The 24,169-nt window shown below is 50.4% G+C and carries 23 protein-coding genes; 19 read left to right on the forward strand and 4 right to left on the reverse strand.

Annotated features, from left to right (window positions below; genetic code table 11):
• Positions 1-390 carry a hypothetical protein gene (locus MKX74_RS04130; RefSeq protein WP_018885266.1) on the reverse strand — a complete coding sequence of 130 codons (390 nt, stop codon included), beginning with the start codon at positions 388-390 and terminating at the stop codon, positions 1-3.
• A gap of 71 nt (positions 391-461) precedes the next feature.
• Positions 462-1,208: a DUF2625 family protein gene (locus MKX74_RS04135; protein WP_341177591.1), complete on the reverse strand. Its 747-nt coding sequence runs from the start codon at positions 1,206-1,208 to the stop codon at positions 462-464.
• Positions 1,209-1,635: 427 nt separating this feature from the next.
• On the opposite strand from MKX74_RS04135, the gene MKX74_RS04140 reads away from it, so the two are divergent.
• The 6 genes from MKX74_RS04140 to MKX74_RS04165 all read left to right on the forward strand — a co-directional run bounded on the left by MKX74_RS04140 (position 1,636) and on the right by MKX74_RS04165 (position 8,658).
• Positions 1,636-2,493, forward strand: a complete 858-nt coding sequence (locus MKX74_RS04140; RefSeq protein ID WP_025681197.1) for a carbon-nitrogen hydrolase family protein — start codon at positions 1,636-1,638, stop codon at positions 2,491-2,493.
• 115 nt (positions 2,494-2,608) lie between these two features.
• Positions 2,609-3,289 carry a GNAT family N-acetyltransferase gene (locus MKX74_RS04145; RefSeq protein WP_026281147.1) on the forward strand — a complete coding sequence of 227 codons (681 nt, stop codon included), beginning with the start codon at positions 2,609-2,611 and terminating at the stop codon, positions 3,287-3,289.
• 133 nt (positions 3,290-3,422) lie between these two features.
• Positions 3,423-4,094, forward strand: a complete 672-nt coding sequence (locus MKX74_RS04150) for a hypothetical protein (protein WP_018885262.1) — start codon at positions 3,423-3,425, stop codon at positions 4,092-4,094.
• 258 nt (positions 4,095-4,352) lie between these two features.
• On the forward strand, positions 4,353-6,314 hold the full coding sequence (locus MKX74_RS04155) for an AraC family transcriptional regulator (RefSeq protein WP_018885261.1): 1,962 nt from the start codon (positions 4,353-4,355) through the stop codon (positions 6,312-6,314).
• A gap of 339 nt (positions 6,315-6,653) precedes the next feature.
• Positions 6,654-7,664, forward strand: coding sequence for a FecCD family ABC transporter permease (locus MKX74_RS04160; protein ID WP_018885260.1), 1,011 nt, complete (start codon positions 6,654-6,656; stop codon positions 7,662-7,664).
• Positions 7,657-8,658: a FecCD family ABC transporter permease gene (locus tag MKX74_RS04165; protein ID WP_018885259.1), complete on the forward strand. Its 1,002-nt coding sequence runs from the start codon at positions 7,657-7,659 to the stop codon at positions 8,656-8,658. The genes MKX74_RS04160 and MKX74_RS04165 overlap by 8 nt, the downstream gene beginning before the upstream one ends.
• 138 nt (positions 8,659-8,796) lie before the next feature.
• Here the strand turns inward: MKX74_RS04165 and MKX74_RS04170 are convergent, their stop codons facing one another.
• Positions 8,797-9,765 (reverse strand): MraY family glycosyltransferase, encoded by a 969-nt coding sequence (locus tag MKX74_RS04170; RefSeq protein ID WP_341177592.1) that lies wholly within the window; start codon positions 9,763-9,765, stop codon positions 8,797-8,799.
• A 239-nt stretch (positions 9,766-10,004) separates the two neighbouring features.
• Between MKX74_RS04170 and htpG the strand changes: the two genes are divergently transcribed.
• Both htpG and MKX74_RS04180 read left to right on the forward strand, forming a co-directional pair.
• Positions 10,005-11,885, forward strand: coding sequence for a molecular chaperone HtpG (htpG, locus tag MKX74_RS04175; protein ID WP_018885257.1), 1,881 nt, complete (start codon positions 10,005-10,007; stop codon positions 11,883-11,885).
• A gap of 252 nt (positions 11,886-12,137) precedes the next feature.
• Positions 12,138-12,452 (forward strand): hypothetical protein, encoded by a 315-nt coding sequence (locus MKX74_RS04180; protein ID WP_018885256.1) that lies wholly within the window; start codon positions 12,138-12,140, stop codon positions 12,450-12,452.
• A 55-nt stretch (positions 12,453-12,507) separates the two neighbouring features.
• Here MKX74_RS04180 and MKX74_RS04185 read toward each other — a convergent pair whose 3' ends face one another.
• On the reverse strand, positions 12,508-12,957 hold the full coding sequence (locus tag MKX74_RS04185; RefSeq protein WP_341177593.1) for a GNAT family N-acetyltransferase: 450 nt from the start codon (positions 12,955-12,957) through the stop codon (positions 12,508-12,510).
• 206 nt (positions 12,958-13,163) lie between these two features.
• Between MKX74_RS04185 and MKX74_RS04190 the strand changes: the two genes are divergently transcribed.
• The 11 genes from MKX74_RS04190 (at position 13,164) to MKX74_RS04240 (ending at position 23,898) form a co-directional block, all read left to right on the forward strand.
• Positions 13,164-14,489 (forward strand): S8 family peptidase, encoded by a 1,326-nt coding sequence (locus MKX74_RS04190; RefSeq protein ID WP_341177594.1) that lies wholly within the window; start codon positions 13,164-13,166, stop codon positions 14,487-14,489.
• 98 nt (positions 14,490-14,587) lie between these two features.
• On the forward strand, positions 14,588-15,271 hold the full coding sequence (locus MKX74_RS04195; RefSeq protein ID WP_018885253.1) for a deoxynucleoside kinase: 684 nt from the start codon (positions 14,588-14,590) through the stop codon (positions 15,269-15,271).
• A 171-nt stretch (positions 15,272-15,442) separates the two neighbouring features.
• On the forward strand, positions 15,443-15,829 hold the full coding sequence (locus MKX74_RS04200) for a VOC family protein (RefSeq protein ID WP_018885252.1): 387 nt from the start codon (positions 15,443-15,445) through the stop codon (positions 15,827-15,829).
• A gap of 232 nt (positions 15,830-16,061) precedes the next feature.
• Positions 16,062-17,138, forward strand: coding sequence for a fatty acid desaturase (locus MKX74_RS04205; RefSeq protein WP_341177595.1), 1,077 nt, complete (start codon positions 16,062-16,064; stop codon positions 17,136-17,138).
• Positions 17,139-17,423: 285 nt separating this feature from the next.
• The gene (locus MKX74_RS04210; RefSeq protein ID WP_341177596.1) at positions 17,424-18,563 is read left to right on the forward strand and encodes a sensor histidine kinase; all 1,140 of its coding nucleotides are present in this window, start codon (positions 17,424-17,426) and stop codon (positions 18,561-18,563) included.
• Positions 18,560-19,159 carry a response regulator transcription factor gene (locus MKX74_RS04215; protein WP_018885249.1) on the forward strand — a complete coding sequence of 200 codons (600 nt, stop codon included), beginning with the start codon at positions 18,560-18,562 and terminating at the stop codon, positions 19,157-19,159. The genes MKX74_RS04210 and MKX74_RS04215 overlap by 4 nt, the downstream gene beginning before the upstream one ends.
• Before the next feature lie 89 nt (positions 19,160-19,248).
• The gene (locus MKX74_RS04220; protein ID WP_341177597.1) at positions 19,249-20,247 is read left to right on the forward strand and encodes a Gfo/Idh/MocA family protein; all 999 of its coding nucleotides are present in this window, start codon (positions 19,249-19,251) and stop codon (positions 20,245-20,247) included.
• A 60-nt stretch (positions 20,248-20,307) separates the two neighbouring features.
• Positions 20,308-20,841: a hypothetical protein gene (locus tag MKX74_RS04225; RefSeq protein ID WP_018885247.1), complete on the forward strand. Its 534-nt coding sequence runs from the start codon at positions 20,308-20,310 to the stop codon at positions 20,839-20,841.
• 61 nt (positions 20,842-20,902) lie between these two features.
• A complete protein-coding gene (locus tag MKX74_RS04230; protein ID WP_341180510.1) occupies positions 20,903-21,607 on the forward strand; it encodes a response regulator transcription factor in 705 nt (234 codons plus the stop codon).
• Entirely contained in the window at positions 21,604-23,082 is a 1,479-nt protein-coding gene (locus MKX74_RS04235; RefSeq protein ID WP_341177598.1) for a sensor histidine kinase, read from the forward strand. The genes MKX74_RS04230 and MKX74_RS04235 overlap by 4 nt, the downstream gene beginning before the upstream one ends.
• A 15-nt stretch (positions 23,083-23,097) precedes the next feature.
• The gene (locus tag MKX74_RS04240) at positions 23,098-23,898 is read left to right on the forward strand and encodes a PepSY domain-containing protein (RefSeq protein ID WP_341177599.1); all 801 of its coding nucleotides are present in this window, start codon (positions 23,098-23,100) and stop codon (positions 23,896-23,898) included.
• Positions 23,899-24,169: the final 271 nt, after the last annotated feature.

Consider the following 24,169-nt stretch of genomic DNA (forward strand, 5'->3'; position numbering starts at 1 on the left):
TCAGATTTTCTGCTGGTCAGGGTATTCGCTCCAGCGACTGAGCAATGCTTCACCCTCGCTCCCAAATGTACGGCGCTCCTTGAGGAAGGTGTCCACGTCCTGCAGGCGGGCGGGCCTTGGACCGGGTCCTCCACATCCACAGGAATGATAAGCATAGCCATGTTCATAGAGACGCTCGACCTTGCGCCATTGTCGAACATCTGTCTGCTTCGGTGCATGAAAGTCGTGCCCCATATGTTTCATAGGAGTGCTGCATTGTGGGCAAGGATGCGTGAGCTGCTCATATGTCCCTGCGGCCATCTCCCCACTGGAGGTCTGCTTATACACTTTCCTGCAGGCAAAGCAGGCATAGATGTCTTTGTAGGGCCCATACATGGCATATCTGCACATGGGAATCACCTTTCTTTCACTTTTTTTCTCTTTCTTTCTCGTTTATTCTCGTTACAAATTCATCTAGTAACTCATTGATTTACTGTGGCGTCGATGGCGGCCTTCCATGCTTCCAGTACAGGAGTGGGGGATATACGGCTTGTATCGCTACCCCCCTCTTGAGACCAGAGCGGAGGATAATAGGAATGAATCTGTTCAGGCTGGAGCTGCTTCGTATCCTCTACCCATCCGTTCCAGCGGAATGTCTTGTAGAAGAGACTCAAATCCCCCTCTGCCAGCCAGGTAATGAATTCGGAATAGGTCAACTCTGTCGATTCCCATTCGAGGCAGTCCGGGGCCCAATAATAGATGTGGCCGTCTGAGCCAAATCGCCCTGTATTGAAGGCGAAGAAGCCTCCTGCTGCATCATAAGCGACTACCATCATGCCTGACAGCACGGGGATATTTGTAGAGGGACTGAGCGCGCGAGTGTCACCCGCGTCGGCATCTGGGGTCTCCCCTCTTAATACCTTCGAGTCATCTCGGCCACTGGAGCTACTCAAGCCGTTCCATGAGATGAGACTACCAAATATCCCATTTGCTCCTGAGCCGAGCAGCCGAATCCAGCCCTCATCAATAAGAATGCCGCCTGTCTCGTAGGCTACGGCTCCGAGATAGGACCTGGTACTGACCTGTAATCCCATAAGAGTGCTTTTCGCTGCTTCAGAATCTGCAGGCAACACCTGATAGGTGTTGCTTCCATTACGGAATAGAGCAATTAGCTCCTCCCAGGCGTGATGCTCGTGATCAATAAGTTGTTCAATGTTTCGTATATCCATGGATGTGGGTCTCCTTCATATATGCCTTGAAAACTACATGCTAATGCTTCTATAAAGCCCTTTAAATCCCTAGATCTTTAGATCCTTAAATCCTTAAATCCCTAAATCCCTACAAAGACCGTGTAAAGGTCACTATAACTAAGTGTTATGTATAGCTGGTGTAATTTGTCATCATCCTAAATTATAGCTTGCGGCCACCATCCGAACAATCCTCTGAAGCGCCAGTATTTTTCCACGAGACAGAACAGTTTCAATTAAGGTTGTATGGAGATGTACATGTAAATAGGTTAATCAGCGTCAATCGCCTTCAGACGGACCTGATTCTGGGTGCAGCCCAGACTGAACTTGTTGGGTGATGTAGCCATATGTGCATCTGGTTGTTACAATAGCAATGATATGCAGTACTACAAATTCTGGAGGTGTGCCCATGAAACTGCGGGTATCCGCTGTGCAGTATCAACTGCAGACGATTAGCTCATTCGAACAATTTGCCGCTCAAGCTGAGCATTATATACGGACTGCCGATGAATTCGGCACGGAGTTCGTGCTGTTCCCTGAATTCTTCACGACACAGTTAATGTCGATTGGGGATCATGAAGGAAAGGCACTGACGATTGAAGATTTGCCTGATTTCACCGAGCCGTACGAGGCACTATTCCAATCCCTGGCTGCCAAATACAACATGCATATCATTGGTGGAACACATGTGATTCGCAAGGAGGGCAAGCTATACAATACGGCCCACATGTTCTATCCTGATGGGCGCATCGCCCGCCAAGCCAAGCTCCATATTACGCCAACGGAAGTAACGGAATGGAATATGGCACCTGGTGATGGGCTGGAGGTATTCGAGACGGAGAAGGGAACCGTAGCCATGCTGACCTGCTATGATATTGAGTTCCCGGAGATCGTGCGGATGGCGAAGGCCAAGGGAGCCGATATCATCTTCTGTCCGTCCTGCACAGATGACCGCCACGGATTCTATCGTGTTCGGTACACAAGCCACGCACGTGCTGTGGAGAATCAGCTGTATGTTGTGCTGACAGGTACGGTCGGGGCATTGCCTACCGTAGACTTTATGCGTGCGAATTATGGGCAGGCTGTTGTCATTACGCCCAATGATGTTCCTTTCCCGCCACGAGGCATTCTGGTAGAGGGCGAGATCAATAATGATATGATCGTGACGGCTGATCTAGATCTTGATCTGCTGTACGAGGTGCGTGAGCGGGGTTCCGTGACAACCTGGCGTGATCGTCGGACGGATTTGTACACGGATTGGAGCTAGTCTGCAATTGCAGCAACTACAGCAACTACAGCAACTACAGCAACTACAGCAACTACAGAAACTACAGAAACTCTAGTAATCTGAATAACAGGACAGGAGGGAAGACACCGTGGCTTTGTATCATAAAGAAGTATATCTGAAATCCCCGGAGCCGGAGCGTTCACCTGCCAAGACGGTTATTCGCAATTATAGGGCCTCGGATTTTGCAGAGCTGATCCGCATCCAGGCGGAGAGCTTTCCCCCGCCTTATCCAGAGGAGCTTCTGTGGAGTCGGGAGCAGCTAAGCAGTCATCTGGCCCATTACCCTGAAGGCGCCATCTGCGTGGAGGTGGACGGAGAGCTGGCAGGCTCAATGACCTCGCTTCGCATGACCTGGGACCCGGAGCACCCCGTATCCCATAATTGGGCGGAAGTGACGGACGACGGATATATCCGCAATCACCAGCCTGATGGAAATACGCTATATATTGTGGATCTCTGCGTACGTCCCAAATACCGGAAATGGGGCCTGGCTCAATGGATGATGCAAGCGATGTATCATTTGGTCATTGAGCAGGGCCTTGACCGGGTGTTGGGAGCTGGACGTATGCCGGGCTATCACAAGGTGGCTGAACGGCTGACACCAGAGCAGTATATTGAACAAGTCGTGGAGGGTCAGCTGCACGATCAGGTCATCTCATTCCTGCTGCGCTGTGGTCGGGTGCCGGTCGGCGTAGCGACGGATTATCTCGACGACGAAGAGTCCTGTAATTATGCTGCATTAATGGAGTGGCGCAATCCCTTCAAGGGCAGCTAATATCAACCTACTCGGCATAGGAACATACTGGGAAGTTTGTAACGCAGCGTATAAGGGACTACGAGATATAACGTGTAATGGAGTGCAATTAGAATAGAAGAAATGCTAATTTGTCAGGGAGGTATACGAAGCTATGGAGTATACGCGTATTACATCAATTCAAGACCCGCTATTTGCACAGATGCATAAGCTGATGCAGGAGATTTTCCCACCAGAGGAGGTTCTGGACTTCGATCTGTGGAAGGAACCGCTGGAGGACCCGGGCATCCGTGTATTCGTGGCTGTTCATGAGGGAGCCGTAGTCGGTGCGACAGAGTATCGCTACTATGAGGATTGGAATGTCGCCATGACTGATTTTACAATCATAGGTCGCGAGGGTCTGGGGATCGGGCGCTTCCTGGCTCGTAACCGTCAGCGTGATCTGGAAGCGCTGGCTGCTGCACAGGGGAAGGAGCTGTTCGGCATGTTCGCAGAAATCTACAATCCGTACTTGAGTGAGGATCATGGATTTGGCGGCGTCAAGCCAATGAACCCTTATGTGCGTCGTGAGGTGCTGTCCCATCTCGGTTACAAGCGCCTGGACTTCCCATATGTTCATCCCTCCTGGCAGGGAGATGGAGAAGCGGTAGGAGGTCTTGACCTCTGCTTCATGCCAGGCGATGAGGAGCAGTCGGAGCTGTCAGCTAGTCTGATTGTTGATTTTCTGACCCGCTATTATGCCGTCTTGCCGAATAAGCCAGAGGAATGGCTACGCATGGTGGAACAGCTGAGCAGTCAGCAGCAGGTCGCTCTGCTGCCGTTGTAACGGATGTAACCAGACAATAGCTTATGTAGATTGCGCTAATATTCCAATACGCTTCTGGCACCACGATATCGGTGGAGCTAGGAGCTTTTTGTCATGCCACAGATCGTTCAGGGCGGTGGAGATCATTTTTTGTGACATCAGGAAGGCCCAAGGTATTACTACTTCAACTAACTGTCGGATAGATTGAATTTTAAAATAACTCTACTTGTGAGAATGGTTATCAATTATAATATAGCTAGCTTGCGACTGGAGAAAGGAATGAAACAACAGATGAAACTGGGCGACCATATCTTGTTATGGAATCATGCTTCTATACGGGTAATGGATATACGCCATAACGTGATCGAAAGTGGGGAGGAGCTTCTGTCGTATCGACTGCCTGCCAGTGCTTTCCTGTACACGACTCGTGGGAAAGCTCGCATCTCACTGGATGGCACAGAGACGGTGGTGGAGCGTTTCCATATCCTGCATGGCGGGAAAGGTATGTCCTTGGAGATCAGACCGGATGGTCTGCTGGAATATTATATGATTATGTATAAAGCTGTCCTTCCACAGCCCAGCCGCCGTGAGCTGGTTAGCATGATGGAGAGCAATAATCCCTTTCGGCTTCAGTATAGCTTCATGCCCGGCTTCCCAGTTGTGCTGCTGAACCTGCTACAGCAGATGGAGCAGGAATGGGAGCGGCCAGGGCAGTTGGAGCAGCTACATATCAAGACCTTGTTCTATCATTTTGTCTACGAGATCTTCCACCAGTTGGCGAAGCAGGGGATTCAGGTGCAGAAGGCGGACCCTGTACAGCAAGCGGTTCGGTACCTGGAGGAGCACTATGCCAGACGAATAATGCTGGATGACCTGGCGGAGCTACTGGATTGCAGTGTCAGCTATCTCTCACGGAGATTCAAGCGTGCGACAGGATACAGTCCCATTGATTATTTGATTGCTTATCGGATTGGCAAGGCCAAGGAGCTGCTGGCCACATCAGATGCTACTCTGCAGGAGATTGCTGAAAGTGTGGGCTTTCAAGATGACAGCTACTTTCATCGCATATTCAAGAAGCAAGTCGGCGTATCGCCAGGACAATTCAAGCAAAAGGTTCAAAATAATCCGGTCTCTGGTTCAAGATATGCAATTGTCCGACCTAGTCTCAAACGTTATAGTGATTATGAAAATCATTATCAATATGAGAAAGAGGGGCCATTTCATATGTACAGAGGGTCAAGACTATCTATGGCAGCAACATTGTTGATATGTATAACGCTGCTGCTGGGTGCCTGCTCGGCAGGAACATCCAGTTCCAATACAACTGCAACATCGGGAAATAATACAGCGACGTCCTCTTCGACACAGACGGCTTCAGAGCCAGCTACAGAAGGAACGCAGCGAGTGATCAAGCATGCTATGGGCGAGACGACCTTGACGGGAACACCGCAGCGGGTCGTGATCCTGACTAATGAGGGCACGGAAGCGCTGCTGGCGGTCGGCGTGAAGCCTGTGGGCGCAGTAATGTCATGGTCCGGGGACCCGTGGTATGACCATATCAAGGACGAAATGCAGGATGTGACCGTCGTAGGGGACGAGCTCCAGCCTAATATTGAGCTGATTGCCAGCCTGAAGCCTGATCTGATCATCGGTAACAAGGTCAGACAGGAGAAAATATACGAGCAATTGAATCAGATTGCACCTACAGTGTTCGCTGAGACGCTCGCAGGCAACTGGAAGATCAACTTCGAGCTGTACATGCAGGCGCTGAACAAGGAAGAGGAAGGCGACAAGGCCATGGCTGATTTCGATCAGCGGGTAGCGGAAGTGAAGGCGAAGGTAGGAGAGAAGGCAGCTACAAAGATTTCGGTAGTTCGCTTCTCGGAATCCCAGGTCCGTATCTATCAGAAGCAGACGTTCTCGGGTGTACTGTTCGAGCAGCTTGGCTTTGCACGTCCAGAATCTCAGGATAAGGATGACTTCATGGAAGTATTGACCAAGGAGAGCATTCCGAAGATGGATGGAGACGTGATGTTCTATTTTGTAACCGAGACAGAAGCGTCCTCTGGAGCCTCCAAGGTAGCAGAGGAGTGGATGAATGATCCGCTGTTCAAGAACCTGAATGTCGCCAAGAACAACAAGGTTGTGCAGGTAGACGAGGCAATCTGGAATACGGCTGGTGGATACAAGGCTGCAAATCTGCTGCTGGATGAGATCGTGGATTACTTCGACATTCAATAGCACCGCTGCACATAATTCGGTTGGAAGAAGCCGACGCGCTGACGTCATTACCAGTGGCGTCGGCTTCTTTTATTAAGATCATAGAATTTACAAGTTTTCAGCGGAGCTAAACAAATTGATGATCGCAAGAAAAACTTCAGCTAAAAGCGGTCTGTCTTCTGTGAAGGTACGTCGATAGACGTTTTTCTTAAGATCATAGAATTTACAAGTTTTCAGCGGAGCTAAACAAATTGATGATCGCAAGAAAAACTTCAGCTAAAAGCGGTCTGTCTTCTGTGAAAATACGTCGATAGACGTTTTTCTTATAAGCATGACATGCGATAGATAGGGGGATATGACATGTCGGGTTGGCTGAATAGCCGCACCGGAAGGCTGGCCGGATTGGGTGTGGGAATCGTGGCTTTGCTTGGAATCATGCTGGCGAGTGTACTATTTGGCCTACAGCAATTCAGTCTGCGGGAGCTGTGGCAGGCCTATCGCCATTTTGATGGCTCCAATGAGCATCTGATTCTGCTCAATACACGTGTGCCGCGCACCTTGATTGCTGTAGTCGTAGGAGCCAGTCTGGCGATAGCCGGGACAATCATGCAGGTGCTCACCAAGAATCCGCTAGCCTCACCGTCCGTGTTCGGTGTGAACTCGGGAGCTGTCCTGTTCATTGTTATTGGACTGGCGGTGACGGGGTCCTCCTTGACGATGACGAGTATGATTGGGCTTGCCTTTATAGGTGCCGCAGTGACTTCATTATTCGTATATGTACTGAGCATGCAGGGTAGGGGTGGCTTCGAGCCCATACGGCTAACGCTGGCAGGGGCTTCGGTAGCCGCATTCGCTTCCTCGGTCACCTCTGGACTGATCTTAATTAACAAGCAGTCACTGGAATCAGCTCTCTTCTGGATGGTTGGCTCTGTTTCAGGTCGGAATACAGAGCATCTGCTGCTAGTGTTGCCGTATATCATAGCGGGACTCATCTTGTCCTTCCTGTTGGCAGGCTCGCTGAATGTACTAGCCTTAGGTGACGAGCAGGCAAAAGGACTTGGACAGCGGCTAACGCTCATACGGCTGGGATGCACCGCAGCGGTGGTACTGCTGGCTGGAAGTGCTGTAGCAGCTGCTGGGCCGATTGCATTCATCGGATTAGTCATTCCGCATCTCTGCCGCTATGCAGTAGGTAACGACCATCGCTGGCTCCTTCCTTATGCGGCTGTATCAGGGGCGCTACTGCTGGTATCTGCTGATCTGGCCTCGCGCTTCATCCTCGTGTCCAAGGAGGTTCCTGTCGGTGTTGCTACCGCGCTGATCGGGGTACCTTTTCTGATTCATGTGGCAAGAAGGAGGAAATATGCGTAGACGCAGCAAGGGTGTTCACATCACCATGTTGACCGGACTTGGTCTGGTTGTGGTCGCATTGTCCATCATTTGTCTATCCTTAGGAAGTGTATCGATCCCTGTAAAAGAAGTGCTGCTCTCTCTCCTCCGCCGTAATCCGGAGGGTAGTGATCTGATCATTATGCAATTCCGATTGCCACGAGTTGTAGCGGCAATATTAATTGGGGCCGCGCTAGCCGTATCGGGGGCTTTGCTGCAAGGGGTGATCCGCAATTCGCTGGCTTCACCGGATCTGCTTGGGGTGACGGGCGGAGCCTCCGTAGCTGTCGTGGGGTTCATGACGTTATTCTCGGGGCTGAGCATCCATTGGGTACCGATGATAGCTATCATCGGGGCCTTCGTTGCCGCTGCTTTCAATTATATCTTGGCCTGGAAGCATGGGGTCTCAACCTTCCGGCTGGTACTTATTGGAGTCGGGATCTCGACGGCGATGAGCGCACTTACTATGTTCCTGCTCATAAGCGGGCCCGCTTATCTGGCTGCCCAAGTGTTGAATTGGATGACAGGCAGCATTTACGGGACGAACTGGACTCATATTCAGGCCATGTGGCCGTGGGTAGCCATATTCATCCCGGTGTCTCTTCTATATGCCAAAGAGCTGAATATATTGGCGCTGGGGGAAGAGATTGCGAGTGGCCTGGGGAGCAGACTGCAGTTGAATCGGTTATTGCTGATCTGCTTCAGCGTTGCTCTGGCAGGAGCCGCAGTAGGCTTCGCAGGCACGATTTCGTTCATCGGATTGCTCGCCCCGCATATGGCTAGACGAATCGTGGGGCATTCCTATGCTGTACTGATCCCTGCGGCGGCCCTCATCGGAGCAACAACACTGCTGCTGGCTGACCTGGCGGGCAGAATGCTCTTTGAACCGCTTGATATTCCTGCGGGAGTGTTCACAGCCGGAGTAGGCGCACCGTTCTTCCTGTACCTGTTATTCAAACGCAAGGCGTCGATCTAGTTAGTAGTTGTTCTTGCTGGTCGAGTCTTGAGTGGGGATGAATAAGGTTATTATTAAAAAATAAGTACCAAGCACAAAGAGCGAGTATCAGTGACAAAAGGCCACTAATACTCGCTCTTTGTTGTATTCTCCTGCTCCTCAGCTTGGCGTGTACTCCAGAAGTAGCAGAATAATGGAGGACAAGCATAGACAGGTACTGATGAGATAGAGCACGCCCACGACCTGTTTGTGATTCAAGCCTGCCCGGAGGAGACGATAATGGGCTTGACTCGCATCTGCCTCATAGATGGCTTTTCCCTGCAGGAATCGCTTGATCACTACGAACAGATTATCGAAGATCGGCACGCCCAAGGCCAGAATCGGGATGAACAGGGATAACACGGTAGCCTGCTTGAAGGCTCCGTCCAATGCGATAACGGCAAGAATGAACCCGAGGAAGGTGGCTCCAGCATCCCCCATGAATACCTTGGCAGGTGGACGGTTGTATTTGAGATAGCCTAGTGTCACACCGACGAGGACCATCGACATTAGCGCCGAATCACTCTGTCCCTTGGCTAACGCGACGATGAACAGGGTGATAGCTGAGATGGCAGACAGACCACCTGCTAGCCCGTCCATGCCGTCGGAAAAGTTAATCACCGTCGTCACTCCGAATATCCACAGAATGGTCAGAATGAACTGTAGCCAGAAGGGCAGCAGGACATATTCCGCATTGAATGGATTCACGAAGCCTGTAAAAGAGATGCCTGAGGCAAACACTAACACCGCTGCTGACACCTGAATGATCATTTTGGGAAGCGCAGGGAAATCCTTGCCTTTCGTCTTGTACCAATCATCAATGGTACCAATCGTCAGCAGTAGAATACCGCCTGCAACCAGCGCAGCGGTCTCCCAGGATAGCTGCTTGGTGAATGCAATGTATGTAATGAAGAAGCCGATGAAAATCGCGTAGCTTGCCGTCAGAGGGATCGGCTGCCTATGAAGCTTGCGTTCTACGTCCCGGCGGGGTTTGTCGACAAAATCAAGCCGATGCGCCAGCCGCCCGAGTGGAGGAATAAGGATGACAACAACCGTGAAGGATAGCAAAAAAGCCAGTATGTACATCATGATAAGCCTGAATTCACTCCTATTCATTCAAGTTTCAAGCTCGAGGCTTTGTTCATCATTATAAGTGTTCGGGACGGGCCTTGTCGATTACAGAGTGTTCATTTGTATGCTTGGAGTCAGGTGTAGAGTTGACATCCAAAATTAGTATGTGTTATATAAAAGGAGGATTTAGCACTCCTTCAGATGGAGTGCTAATATATCAACCTAATCATGATCATGATAGAGGGGAGATTTATTTCATGGCGAAGAAGCAATTCAAGGCGGAGTCCAAGCGACTACTGGAAATGATGATTAACTCCATCTACACCCAGAAGGAAATTTTCCTGCGCGAGCTCATATCTAATGCAAGTGATGCAATCGACAAGATCTACTACAAGGCTCTGACAGACGAGCAGTTGGTCTTTAATAAAGAGGAATATTTCATTAGAGTGTCCGTCGATAAGAACGCACGTACGCTCACGCTGTCCGATACCGGGATCGGGATGACGAAGGAGGAGCTGGAGAATAATCTGGGCGTTATTGCCAAGAGTGGCTCCCTGGCCTTCAAGAAGGAGAACGATCAGCAGGACGGTCATAATATTATCGGCCAGTTCGGGGTAGGCTTCTACGCTGCCTTCATGGTGGCGGATGTGGTTACTGTGATCAGTAAGGCGGTTGGTTCGGATGAAGCCTTCAAGTGGGAATCCAAGGGGGCAGACGGTTATACCATCGTGCCTGCCGAGAAGGAGACTGCGGGAACCGATATTATCCTGAAGATCAAGGATAACACCGAGGAAGAGAGCTACGATGAGTTCCTGGAGCAGTATCGTCTGCGGAGCATTATCAAGAAGTATTCGGACTTCATCCGCTATCCGATCAAGATGGAGATGACGAGCTCCCGTCTGAAGGAAGGCACTGATAACGAGTTTGAGGAAGTACAGGAAGAGCAGACCATCAACAGCATGGTGCCGATCTGGCGTAAGAACAAGAGTGAGCTGACCGATGAAGACTACAACAACTTCTATAATGAAAAGCGCTACGGCTTCGATAAGCCGCTCAAGCATGTACATATCAGTGCAGATGGTGCTGTAGTCTATAATGCGATTCTGTTCATACCGGAGAATACCCCGTTCGATTATTACACCAAGGAGTATGAGAAGGGGCTGGAGCTGTACTCCAATGGTGTGCTCATCATGGACAAGTGTTCGGATCTGTTGCCTGATTACTTTGGCTTCGTGAAGGGAATGGTCGATTCCGAGGATCTCTCACTCAATATTTCCCGAGAGATGCTTCAGCATGACCGCCAGCTTAGCCTGATTGCGAAGAACATCCGCAACAAGGTTAAGGGGCAGCTACAGAGTATGTTGAAGGACGAAAGAGAATCGTATGAGAAATTCTACAATTCCTTCGGTCGCCAGCTGAAATTCGGCGTCTACAATAACTATGGAGCAGACAAGGACGTATTGCAGGACCTCTTGCTGTTCTACTCCTCTAAGGAGAAGAAGCTGGTCAGCCTTGATGAATATGTATCGAGAATGCCTGAGGATCAGAAGTATATCTACTATGCCTCCGGTGAGTCGATTGAGCGCATTGAGAAGCTGCCTCAGACCGAGATGGTAGCTGACAAGGGCTATGAGATTTTGTATTTCACCGATGATATCGACGAATTCGCGATCAAGGTGATCATGAACTATAAGGAAAAGGAGTTCAAGTCCGTATCTAGTGGTGATCTCGGTCTGGAATCGGAAGCAGACAAGGCTGCAGAAGAGGCTGAAGAGCAGGAGCACAAGGATCTGTTCGAGCACATGACCTCCTTGTTGAATGGCAAGGTCAAGCAGGTCAAGGCGTCCAAGCGTCTGAAGAGCCATCCGGTCTGTCTGTCCGCTGATGGTGAACTGACGATCGAGATGGAGAAGATTCTGAAGGCTATGCCGAATGGACAGGATGTACAAGCCGACAAGGTGCTGGAGATCAACGTCAATCACGAGGTCTTCCAGACCCTGAAGGAAGCTTTTGCGAGTGACAAAGCCAAGCTGGACTTGTACACAGGCGTGCTCTATAATCAGGCACTGCTCATTGAGGGACTGCCGGTCGAGGACCCTGTACAGTTCACCAATGATATTTGCAAAATTATGGCGTAAGCCAGTTTGATTCATCTGCGGTGCATGATGCCCTGTATCCAGCCTGAGCCGGATACAGGGCATTTTGCTTGAGCAGCCAGTGTACGCTGTGCATGCCGCAGGCGCATGTCTGCTAGTGCTCTAAAGTGCTCTAAAGCGCTCTAAAGTGCTCTAAAGTGCTCTAAAGTGCTCTAAGGTACTCTAAGGTACTCTAAGGTACTCTGCTGCTGTCTTCCGCGGACTCATGTACTTTTTGAACAAGGAGGGTCTAATGTGTCCAACGTATTTCGTACCTTTTCTACTCGTTTATCTATCACGATATTGGTTATGGTAGCAGTATTCATGGTAACCATAAGTGATTATGCAGAGTCCTCTATGGCTGTAGATAATACACAAGCTCACCAGATCACTCCTGAGGAGAGATTACGTCTGGAGAGACAGTATGGGCTGGAGCCACCGGATGGGAGCAATACGAGGGAACACAGCGTTTCTGGAGGGGATATCGGCTTTTCCATAAAGGGGTTCAAGGGGAGTAGTGAGATTGTTGCCTCCATATTGGAGCTAATCAGGCTCCTCATCTTCATATGACATACGTGTGCCTGTAAAAAGCGCTCTGCGGTTACCCTGCATTCGAAGGCCAAGCTTACTCTGGTTGGAGCAGCTTGGCCATTTTGCGATGAGGGATGCCTACCTCAGTGAACTCCTCGCTAATGATGCTATAGCCGAGCTTCTCGTAGAAGGGGATAGCAACCTGACGGGCATTCAGCACGAATCTGGCATAGCCCTTCTCCCTCGCAATCTCTTCGGCAAAAACGACCATACGGCGTCCTATCTGCTGACCCCGCAGTGATTCGTCTACGGCGACCTGCCGCATCTTCAAAGTGTCCTCCTCTTGAGGACTAAGCACCAATACACCGACAGTGGCTAATCCCAGACGTGCCCGGATGTGAATGTCCCGTTCCTCGCCCTCCAGGGAATCTTTGGCGATACTCATGCCAAGCGGCTTGCGCAGCACCTCGTCTCTCAATTGGAGGGTCTCTTCGTAAGCGGGTGTACCCCATTCGACAATCTCCATCACCATTTCTTGTTGCATACTTATATCCCTCCATAAGACCAAGAAAATAGAACCTGATCGAATCTGATTTTATAATGAACTTATTTTATTACGATCCTTTGTCTATCGGTAGTGCCATGTCAAATTTTTCGCAAGGAAATATTCGACAAATTCTGGTCTATCAACGTGACCCCTTCCTGTCGACACTCATAGAATACCTTGATCTCAATAGAGGAGGGGTTCCTATGGAAGTCTACTCGATGCTGCAGCTTGTCAGGCAGCATGCGAAGCAGTTGGACAAGGATTTGCGCAATCAGATTCTGGAACTGTACCGCACTTTATTTCGGTGGACGCCTTGTGTACTGCACACTGCATTAGAGCGTTTCCTGAAGAAAACACAGACCTATTCGGTCATTATCGAATTCGAGGATCAAGTAGATTCGTATGCGGACATGGTAAGCTTCACTCACCAGACGGCAAGGCAGTATTATGGCTGCCGTGTGAAGTACAAGTTCCCGGCGATATCCAGCTGCGCCGCTGACATCACGCTCCAGGGCATTGAAGAGCTGCTGAGCAGCGGCTACCAGATCAAGAAGGTGCATGCTGATCGTGAGTTCAAGGCGCTGCTGAATGTGGCCACCCCGTCCGTGCATGCCGATTGGCTTCATGAAGAGGGGCTGACAGGCAAGGAGGTTACGATTGCAATCCTCGACACGGGAATCTATCCGCATGAGGATTTGACGGAGCCAGAGAACCGAATTGTAGCGTTTCAAGATATGGTGAATCATAAAGCAGCTCCTTATGATGATAACGGGCACGGGACCCACTGCGCCGGTGATGCAGCCGGGAATGGACGCGCCTCGGGTGGAGTGTATGCGGGCCCTGCCCCTGAAGCCAAGCTCGTTGGTGTCAAGGTGCTGGACAAGCGGGGCTCAGGTCGGCTATCTACCGTCATTGCCGGTGTGCAGTGGTGCATCGATCATAAGGAGAAGTACTCCATTGATATTCTGTCGATGTCTTTGGGGAGTCGTGCAGTCAGCCGGGCAGCGGATGATCCGATAGTCAAGATTGTGGAAAAGGCATGGGAATGCGGCATGGTCGTGTGCGTCGCAGCTGGTAATGAAGGGCCCGAGGAGCGAACCATTTCCAGTCCCGGCATTAGCAGTCGAGTCATTACAGTCGGTGCCATGAATGATAACAATACAGTGGACCGTGGGGATGATGTGCCGTCGGATTTCTCCAGCCGAGGGCCGACGATGGATCAGCTTATGAAGCCAGACCTGCTCGCGCCTGGCACGGATATCGTATCGCTCCGTTCCCCCGGTTCTTATCTGGACAAGCTCTACAAGCCCAGCCGGATTGGCAGCGATTATACGACCATGTCAGGCACGTCGATGGCTACTCCGATCTGCGCTGGAGCAATTGCCTTGCTGCTGGAACGATTCAGAGGAGCCACGCCTGACGAGATTAAGAGAAGGCTGCTGGAGGGCTGTGAGGACCGTAAGCTGCCGGAATATATTCAAGGCCGTGGCTATCTGGATGTTCGCCGATCTGCACAGTCCAAAAACTGAGCCGTGGGACTCTTCCCACAGGAGCTTGCTGTGGTACAATACTCTAGTCTGTAGCCGAGCTACAGACCTGCGTTTTTTCTAGCAAAGGAGCTTATACCATGAAAGATCATTCCATTCCACAGCAGGCGCTGATTACGGTTGCAGGTACGGTAGGAGTCGGCAAATCCACGCTGACCTCCGCTGTTGCAGGGCGTCTGGGCTTCAAGACCTCGATGGAGAAGGTGGAGCAGAATCCGTATCTTGAACTCTTTTATCAGGACTTCTCCAGATGGAGCTTCCATCTGCAGGTGTATTTTCTGGCGGAGCGATTCAAAGAACAAAAAGCGATTGTCGAGGCTGGCGGCGGCTACGTGCAGGATCGATCCATATATGAGGACACGGGAATATTCGCAAAAATGCACGCTGATAAAGGCACAATGTCGAAAATGGATTATGAGACTTACACCAGCCTGTTCCAGGCTATGGTGATGACGCCCTATTTTCCACACCCGGACGTGCTTGTCTATCTGGATGGTAGTCTGCCCTCCATTCTGGAGCGAATCCAGCTGCGTGGACGTGAAATGGAGATCCAGACAGATCGTTCCTATTGGGAGGAGATGTATGGCCGATATTCAGTGTGGATCGAGGAATTCGAGCAATCCCGGATTTGTCCGGTGCTGCGCTTGAACATTGATGAGTATGATGTACATGACCCGGACTCCATGGATGAGATTATCCAGAGAATTAGTAGCTCGATTCAATCACCAAAAGGGCTGAAACAAAAAATGTCAGAATCGATGTAACGATGTTTGATCTATGAAGCAGCAAATATGAACTAGCTAGACTGCCTCGACAGGAGACTGCGAGGCAGTTTTTTGCTATATTCTTTGCTATATTAGCTGTTTTTTGCTATAGCATGTATTAGGGTAATCATGAAGAGAATCTATTAATTTAATGGCAGGAGGCCGAGTTGGATGATAAGCTTCAAACGACTTCATCATGTAAGTCTGGCAGTGAGAGATCTAGCAAGAGCTAAGGTCTTCTATGCAGAGGTGCTGGGATTGCGGGAGCTGGAGCGTCCCCCGTTCAAGTCTAGAGGAGTGTGGTACGCGGTGGGTACCGACCAGCAGCTTCATCTGCTGGAGCATCCTCCTGGCGAGACGCTGCGCTCGGGCGAGATCGATACGACGGATGGCCACTTCTCCATCTGGATCAAGAGCTACAGCGAAGCCATCGCATGGCTGGATGCCAAGGGAATCCACTATGAAGCCCGTCCAGATAGTGTTGCAGGCTTCGCCCAGATCTATATTCTGGACCCGGACCACAACATTATTGAGCTGGGGGCACCTTACGGCAGCTGAATTAATCTATACATGGTGAAGGGATTCGATTCAATAGGTGACAACTCAATAGGTGACAACGAATGTGAGCTGAGGGCATGACATTTGTCATGTCTTCGACTTGACATTTGTCATGTCTTCGACTTGACGTTTGTGACTACTGCGGGTGGACGCTTTCCTTTAGGATAATAGTAGTTCAATGCGTCTAATGGGCCTCCGTGCTGGAATTAGGCGATATCCGAGGAGGAAATGTATGAAGGATCAAGCCCGTTTGTCCCATCTAAAAAAAAATGTAGCTGCTTTTGAGCAGACGAATACGAGGTCCAGCATCTGGCAATTGATCAATACGCTGGGGCCCTTGCTGCTGCTGTGGTATGCGGCCTATCTAAGCCTGTCCATCTCGTACTGGCTTACACTCCCGATCTCGATCGTTGCGGCAGGCTTCATCATCCGCACCTTCATCATATTTCATGACTGTGGTCACCAATCCTTCTTCAAGAGCAAACGGGCCAATGATATCGTGGGCACCATTACGGGTGTCATCACACTCTGTCCTTATCAGCAGTGGAAAAATACCCATGCTATTCATCACGCCACGAGCAGCAATCTCGATAAGCGTGGTACGGGCGATATGTGGGTGCTTACCATCGAGGAGTATGTGGCTGCAGGCTTCTGGCAGCGTTTGGCCTATCGTTTTTATCGTAACCCGCTTGTCATGTTCGTTCTAGGGCCAATATATATATTCCTGATCTCTTATCGCTTCAACCGTAAAGGAGCAAAGCGCAAGGAAAAAATCAATACGCATGTAACCAATATATCCATCGTTGTTCTCTATGCTCTGTTATGCTGGGCTATCGGCTGGGAGGCCTTTGTTCTTGTGCAGGCTCCGGTGTTTTTCGTGTCAGGTATGCTCGGGATCTGGTTGTTCTACGTTCAGCACCAGTTTGAAGAATCCTATTTTGAGCATGATGAGGAATGGAGCTATGTGAATGCTGCGGTAGAAGGAAGCTCTTATTACAAGCTACCTGCCGTGCTACAATGGATCACAGGAAATATAGGATTCCATCATGTTCACCATTTGAGCCCGAAGGTGCCTAACTATTATCTGGAGGAAGCTCATAATGCAACTCCACCGCTGCAAAAGGCAACAACAATTACCATCGGCACAAGCCTGAAGTCGCTTCGGTTTCGGCTATGGGATGAGCAGCGCAAGACCTTTGTCAGTTTTGGTGAGGTCAGGCATTTGCTTCGTAAGTCATCAGCAGCTACTGAACAGGCGGCGGGACCTGGTTCTGGTTCTCCCTTGCGGGGGAACAATGTGACCAGATAGGGTAACTAGGACCTTTGCCGAATACAATTTCTGGTCTGAATGATCTACAGAGAGCGTGGTTAGCGAAAAGCGGGGAAGCCCTAGAGAAACGGAGTGTCCGCCTTTAAGCTTGCTGTTCATCATTTTATCAACTTCGTTCGAAAGAACAGCAAGCTTAACAGTGGTCGACAGGGCTCCCCGCTTGCAGCGGCTCTACACTCATATTTGACTAGTCAAGGTATTAGGTAAAGCAAAGTTATAGCAAAGCAGGAGGCAGCGGGTCTCTCCAAGGAAGGAAGAACAGCCGTGCAAAAATGGTATCATATTCTACACAAAAGCACTGGCCTCAGTCCGTATATATGGGTGGTTTTGTATATCCTCCCTTTTTATTTTGTGTTCCCCGCATCGACTTATCAGATTGTGCTTGGCTGCATTATGATCGTGGCTTTTTTCATTAGCTATGTATTGTCCTTTCTAACCAAAGGGTGGCAAGTATACTTCTGGATCAGCGTTCAAATCTTGATCTCGATCTGGATGACATTGCTGTTCGGCTATGTATATTTCTCACTGTTTGCAGCGTTCTTTATCGGGAATATCAAGAACAAAGCCGGCTTCATTACGCTGTACACGATTCATCTTGTATCAGCGATTGCAGCCATCAACTACGGCTTTGTCACTCAGAATCCTATATTCATTACCCAACTGCCCTTCGTGCTGCTTAGTACGATTGGAGCCGTGCTGCTCCCCGTCACGACATATACGCGGAATAAGAGCGACCAGCTTCAGGGCAAGCTGGAGCACGCGAACAAGCGAATCTCCGAGCTGGTGATGCTGGAGGAGCGGCAGCGGATTGCCAGAGATTTGCACGATACAATAGGCCAAAAGCTGTCCTTGATCGGCTTGAAGAGTGATCTGGCCAGCAAGCTGATTACGAGCAATCCGGTGCGGGCCAAGGAAGAGATTGATGATGTCCGGCAGACAGCGCGTAGCGTGCTCAAGGAGGTTCGAGAGCTAGTTACTCGCATGCGTGGGACCAGTCTGGAGGATGAGGTATTTCGCATTAAGCAGATTCTGAAGGCTGCGGAGATTGATTTTATCCTGGAGGGCAGCACTCATCTGAATGATACCTCCTTACTGAATGAGAATGTGCTGAGCATGTGCCTGCGGGAAGCCATCACCAATGTAGTCAAGCATAGCGGGGCCACGGAATGCAAGGTGACTATTGCGCCTCAGCGTACAGAATTGCTGCTTCGCGTGGAGGACAACGGCTGCGGAATTGCTAGTGCTGGGGATCATATGCTCATTAAGGGCAATGGACTACGGGGAATGAAGGAACGGCTTGAATTTGTGAATGGAGATCTAAGCATCAGCGCAGAGAAGGGAACTGTCGTCGAGATTCGTGTTCCGAATGTACTGAAGCAGACCCCTAAGGAGGCAGAGGCATGATATCTATTGTTATTGCAGAGGATCAGCGAATGCTGCTGGGAGCCCTTGCCTCCCTGCTGGACCTGGAGGAAGATATGCAGGTAGTAGGCATGGCTGGCAACGGAGAGGAAGCCGTCAAGCTGGTGCAGCTGCATCAGCCTGATGTCTGCATCATGGATATTGAGATGCCGCTCAAGAGCGGGCTTGACGCCGCAGAGGAGCTGAGAGGCTTCGGCTGCAAAATTTTGATTCTGACGACCTTTGCCCGGCCCGGTTATTTCGAACGAGCGCTGAAGGCTGGAGCTCATGGCTACTTGCTGAAGGATAGTCCCAGTGAAGAGCTGGCAACCTCCATCCGCAGCATCATGAGCGGCAGAAGGATATACGCACCGGAGCTTGTGGATGACGTCTTTCATGAGGAGAACCCGCTGACAGAGCGTGAGAAGGAAGTACTGCTGCTAATTGCTGATGGCAAAAATACGAAGGAAATTGCGGGTGAGCTATTCATCACAACAGGGACCGTCCGTAATTATATTTCCATTATTTTGGATAAATTAAATGTAGGCAACCGCATTGAAGCCATCACGCTCTTCAAGGAGAAGGGCTGGTTCAAATAAATAATACTTCAAAATCATAATATTCCTTGTGGACAGAGTGAGTCTGTGGTGAGAGAATAACAGACAGACAGATTAACCACTTTAGAGGAATGAGGGATACTGTGGTACGATTTGGTATCATTGGAACTAACTGGATTACGGAGCGTTTTATTCAAGCTGCGCAGGAGACGGATCATTTCAGTCTGACAGCCATCTATTCGCGTACTGAGGAGAAAGGTGCCGAGTTTGCTGCGAAGTATAACCATCCAACGGTGTTCACTGGACTGACGGAGATGTTGCAGTCTGATCTTATAGATGCCGTATATATTGCCAGTCCTAACTCATTTCATGCGGAGCAGGCCATTCTCTGTATGAAGCACGGCAAGCATGTCCTCTGTGAGAAGCCAATGGCCTCCAATAGCCGTGAGCTGCGGGAGATGATTACAGTAGCCAGAGAGAATAATGTATTGCTCATGGAAGCGCTGAAGTCTACACTGATGCCCAATTTCACGATTATTCAAGAGAATCTCTTTAAAATAGGTCAGGTACGCCGCTACTTTGCAAGCTACTGTCAGTATTCATCACGGTATGATGCGTACAAGGAAGGCACAGTCCTGAATGCATTTAATCCCGAATTCTCCAATGGCTCCTTGATGGATCTCGGCATTTATTGCCTGTATCCAATGGTGGCTCTATTTGGCAAACCGCATACCGTCAAGGCGGTCGGAATTATGCTTGGCTCCGGGGTAGATGGAGAGGGAAGCATTAACATGCTGTATCCGGAAATGGATGCGGTCGTTTTGCATTCCAAGATTACGAACTCCTACGTGCCCGCTGAAATTCAGGGTGAACTGGGTACCATGGTCATTGACAAGATCAATCAGCCATACGACGTGAAGATTCATTACCGTGATGGCAATGTCGAGGATCTGACCCGTCCGCAGATGCATGAGCCGATGTATTATGAGATTCGCGAATTCATTCAGCTCATTCAGCAGGGTGCGCGTGACAGCCTCGTCAACTCCCTGGAATGCTCGCTGGCGGTTGCAGAGGTCATGGAAGAGGCCCGCAAGCAAATCGGACTTGTGTACAAGGCAGATCTGGTGTAAGGCTTCACTATTAGGTCGGCTCTATTGCGATATTGGGTAGCTATGTGAAGGAGAAGAAACATGATGAGGTTTGATCCCACCATTTTCGACAATCTGAAGGTGGCACTGGAGAATGAGCTGTACGATCTGGACAATCTGGATGGCATCATCCGGATCACGGGCCGAAAGGATCTCATGGAGATGTCTGTCATGTCTCGGAGGTGTGCTATTCAATTCGAGCTTGCTGAAGCCTCAGGGGTCACAGCGGAGCTGCAGCTGGATACGGGACTACTGGATCTGGCGACAGAAATTCTGGATATGGAAGGGCACGTGCCAGGCTGTCAGGTTCTGCTAACCTTTAGCATGGAAGCCAAAGCTGAGGATGAACTGCGAGCCCAATGTGAGTATGCCAGACAGGTGCTGACAGATGACTGGAGTGCGGAGGCAGAGCTTACGCAACGAATAGCTTATTCGTATGGAGCATTATCTCCAGTGTACGATCATATGGCGGAGCTGCACTTTCGGCGGCGTATAAATGAGGAGCAGATGGAGGACCTGACGGAGCTGGTCCAGCATGCTGTAGCCAGTCTGCGTAAGCTATCCCGGCTGGACTGATGAATGCTGGCGCCAACAGGCGGGCGATTGGAAGCTATTGGTGGGTAGGAGGTGCACTAACATCGGAGAGTCGATATTGATCGTAGAGGACGAGCCCAAGATTTCAAGATTGCTTGAAATTGAATTGGAATGCGAGGGCTACAAGGTTACTATAGCAGATCATGGGACAGCGGGGATGGAGGCCTATCGGGCAGGAGCCTTCGACCTGATATTGCTGGATGTTATGCTGCCCGGAATGAGCGGAATTGAACTGCTGCGACGGATTCGTTCACAGGATCGACGGACAGCAGTTATTTTGCTGACAGCGCGCAGTATGGTGGAGGACAAGGTGGCTGGTCTTGATCTGGGGGCCAATGATTATATTACCAAGCCCTTCGAGATCGAAGAGCTGCTGGCACGCATTCGGGCCGTCCTGCGGACCGTAGTGTCCGTGACCGCAGAGGATGGAGATCTGCCTAGTGAGACATGGCTTACAGCTGGGGAGCTCAAGGTGAACGAGAGTACCAGAGAAGTCTTGCGGGCCAATGAGGCCATTGAACTGACTCCCCGTGAGTTCGATCTGCTGGTATATCTGCTGAAGCATCAACGTCAGGTGCTGAACCGGGAGCAGCTGCTGTCTGCAGTATGGGGCTACGAATATGCCGGGGAGACGAATGTAGTGGATGTGTATATTCGCTATTTACGCAAAAAAATTGATCATAACCGCAGTACAGCCTTCATTCATACGGTGCGGGGCGTCGGTTATGTACTAAAGGACAAGCCATGAGGCTAGGGAGCAAGATACATCTGTACTCCTCGGTCCTTTTTGCCGTTCTTCTGATCCTTATGAATGTGTCTGTATATATTGCCTTTAGCCAGCAAATCGTGCAGCACGAGATGCAGCGGGCTGAAGCGGAGGGATATCAAGCGGCAACGAGTATTCGAGACGCTGCAGAGATGATTCCGGCGGAGGACCTGCTGCGGAGCTTCGTACCGGTAAGTGGAATGATTCGAATTGTACGTGAGCAGGGAGTAGAGCCAGCTCCAGTTACCTCTCTGTCGGAGGCTGCCCTGAGCGACTGGAGACCTGCGTATTCGACTACTTTTATGATGCAAATGCATGATTTAGAGGGAAAGAGATATATCAGTGTATCTGTACCTGTCATTTGGACGAATGGTGAAATTATGAATGTGCAGTTCACAGAGAGTATAGAGGCAACGATGGGCACCTTAAATATGCTTCGAGTGGTGCTCCTCGTTGTAACCGTGATCTCCTTGATCCCCGTGCTGCTATCCGGGCGTCTGCTCTCCAGACTGATTATGCGCCCCATTGAGATGATGACCCGGACGATGAATGATATCCGGCGCAGCGGGCGTTTCCGTAGGCTTGCCTTGCAAGAGAAAGGCGGGGATGAGCTAGTAGATATGGGGCATACCTTCAATGCGATGATTGATCTGTTGGAAAGCAATTATGAGAAGCAGCAGCAGTTCGTATCTAACGCCTCACATGAGCTGAAGACGCCGCTGACCATTATTGAGAGCTATGCCAGCTTGCTAAAGCGCAGAGGTGCAGAGCGTCCCGAGCTTCTGGACGAGTCTGTTAATGCTATTCATTCCGAGGCGATCCGTATGAAGGAGCTGACCGAGCAGCTGTTGATGCTGGCCAGTCCGAAGGAGCAATGGAAGCTGGAGCTGAGCGTAGTCGATCTGGAGGAGCTGAGCAGGGAGGCGGCAAGAGCCTTCAGCAAGGCTTATCATCGTGAGGTAGCGGTTGGACAACGCACATTCGAGATGAGCGATGAGGGGCAATTCGTGGTGAGTGATGGAGCCGATGCTACGGCAGAGCAGGCTGAACTTGCGAACCAGGCTCTCGACAAGCCAGCGGAGCAGCCGATTAGTGGATATACAGATGAGCAGAAGCTGCGTCAGCTATTGTTCATATTCCTGGACAATGCAAGAAAGTACAGTGAGGAATCGATTGCAATAACGGTCGGGCAGCGAGGAGAGGAAGCCTACATCCGCGTGGTCGATCGGGGAATTGGCATTCCCAAGAAGGACCTGCCACGTGTGTTTGACCGCTTTTATCGGGTCGATGAGGCTCGTAATCGCAAGAGTGGCGGATCGGGACTGGGACTCGCTCTGGGTGCACAGATTGCTGAGGCCCTCGGCATACGTCTGGAGCTGGATAGCGTGGAGGGACTGGGCACAACGGTGACCTTGTGGATTCCGCAACGAGAGCAGATGATCGAGCCACAGGGCTAGAAGGAGGCGAAGCATATGAAGCGGAGCAAACGAAGGATAGGATGGACAGCGGCAGCGGTGCTGGTACTCCTTGTACTCCTGATGGCCGGGACACAGTGGCTCCGTCAGGAGGCTCCGGTAGCAGCGTTGAACCAGGAACAGGCTGTACGTAGTGTCCTGGCACAATACGAGGGCGAGGTAGAGAGTGTTCAGCTGCATGAAGGAAGCTACATGATTCAACTTCGCTCCACGCAGGGGCTGTATGAGCTGAAGGTCAACCCGGTTGATGGCATGATTCATTCGATTCAGCGACTAGAGACACCAGTCTCTTCAGCTCCAGTGGCAACGGCCTTTCCTGTGCCTGCGGGAGCTAGCGAAGGTCATGGGAGTCCGGCGGAGGGATCGAGTGGGGGCAATGGTCAGACAGGAAGGCCTGACGGTAACCAAGGCTCAGCTCCGACCAGTCCGTCAGGATCGGGGGACTCAACCGATGCTTCGGGCTCAGGAAGCACGGATGATAGTTCAGGAAAAGGTGCTGGAGAAGGTAGTGGTGGAACCTCCGGCAGCAAGCCTGCTACTGGCCAAGGGACAGCAACTGATGGACAGCGTGCTGTCAGCGAGCGTGAAGCGGCCAGACTGGCCCAGGCACAGGTTCCTGGTGAGGTCAAAGAGATTGAATACAGTGGCCGCGGGAGCAACAGGTATTATCTGGTTGAGATCGATTCCCCAAACAAGGGGGAGGCTGTCGTACAAATTCATGCCATATCCGGCAAGGTGATGTCCATTGCGTGGGACGATGATGATGAAGAAGAAGATGACGATGATGACGATGCATGAGAGTGACGATACCAATAACTTCGTTACAGCTATATAGATTGAACCTGTAAAATTGAGAAAGGGGAATAAGCAACGGAGGTTCAAACGTTCACCGCAGTTGCACGGACCCGAACTCTTAACATTTTCAGTTCAATCTATACAGGTAGAGATTAAAGACCCGAGCAATGGATATCGCTATTTTCTCATCAAATTCTAATGTTCCTGACGGAGAGTTCTCATGTTCTACGGTTATAGTAGCTACAGGAACACAGAACAGCCAGAGGGAGGCAGT

The sequence above is a fragment of the Paenibacillus sp. FSL K6-1230 genome, assembly GCF_038002385.1.
GTDB lineage: Bacteria > Bacillota > Bacilli > Paenibacillales > Paenibacillaceae > Paenibacillus > Paenibacillus massiliensis.

Bases quoted from the DNA above. Each gene is read 5' to 3' on its own strand.
- MKX74_RS04130 (WP_018885266.1), bottom strand. From the start codon at position 390: ATGTGCAGATATGCCATGTATGGGCCCTACAAAGACATCTATGCCTGC.
- MKX74_RS04135 (WP_341177591.1), bottom strand. From the start codon at position 1,208: ATGGATATACGAAACATTGAACAACTTATTGATCACGAGCATCACGCC.
- MKX74_RS04140 (WP_025681197.1), top strand. From the start codon at position 1,636: ATGAAACTGCGGGTATCCGCTGTGCAGTATCAACTGCAGACGATTAGC.
- MKX74_RS04150 (WP_018885262.1), top strand. From the start codon at position 3,423: ATGGAGTATACGCGTATTACATCAATTCAAGACCCGCTATTTGCACAG.
- MKX74_RS04155 (WP_018885261.1), top strand. From the start codon at position 4,353: ATGAAACAACAGATGAAACTGGGCGACCATATCTTGTTATGGAATCAT.
- MKX74_RS04160 (WP_018885260.1), top strand. From the start codon at position 6,654: ATGTCGGGTTGGCTGAATAGCCGCACCGGAAGGCTGGCCGGATTGGGT.
- MKX74_RS04165 (WP_018885259.1), top strand. From the start codon at position 7,657: ATGCGTAGACGCAGCAAGGGTGTTCACATCACCATGTTGACCGGACTT.
- MKX74_RS04170 (WP_341177592.1), bottom strand. From the start codon at position 9,765: ATGATGTACATACTGGCTTTTTTGCTATCCTTCACGGTTGTTGTCATC.
- htpG (WP_018885257.1), top strand. From the start codon at position 10,005: ATGGCGAAGAAGCAATTCAAGGCGGAGTCCAAGCGACTACTGGAAATG.
- MKX74_RS04185 (WP_341177593.1), bottom strand. From the start codon at position 12,957: ATGCAACAAGAAATGGTGATGGAGATTGTCGAATGGGGTACACCCGCT.
- MKX74_RS04190 (WP_341177594.1), top strand. From the start codon at position 13,164: ATGGAAGTCTACTCGATGCTGCAGCTTGTCAGGCAGCATGCGAAGCAG.
- MKX74_RS04195 (WP_018885253.1), top strand. From the start codon at position 14,588: ATGAAAGATCATTCCATTCCACAGCAGGCGCTGATTACGGTTGCAGGT.
- MKX74_RS04200 (WP_018885252.1), top strand. From the start codon at position 15,443: ATGATAAGCTTCAAACGACTTCATCATGTAAGTCTGGCAGTGAGAGAT.
- MKX74_RS04205 (WP_341177595.1), top strand. From the start codon at position 16,062: ATGAAGGATCAAGCCCGTTTGTCCCATCTAAAAAAAAATGTAGCTGCT.
- MKX74_RS04215 (WP_018885249.1), top strand. From the start codon at position 18,560: ATGATATCTATTGTTATTGCAGAGGATCAGCGAATGCTGCTGGGAGCC.
- MKX74_RS04220 (WP_341177597.1), top strand. From the start codon at position 19,249: ATGAGGGATACTGTGGTACGATTTGGTATCATTGGAACTAACTGGATT.
- MKX74_RS04225 (WP_018885247.1), top strand. From the start codon at position 20,308: ATGATGAGGTTTGATCCCACCATTTTCGACAATCTGAAGGTGGCACTG.
- MKX74_RS04235 (WP_341177598.1), top strand. From the start codon at position 21,604: ATGAGGCTAGGGAGCAAGATACATCTGTACTCCTCGGTCCTTTTTGCC.
- MKX74_RS04240 (WP_341177599.1), top strand. From the start codon at position 23,098: ATGAAGCGGAGCAAACGAAGGATAGGATGGACAGCGGCAGCGGTGCTG.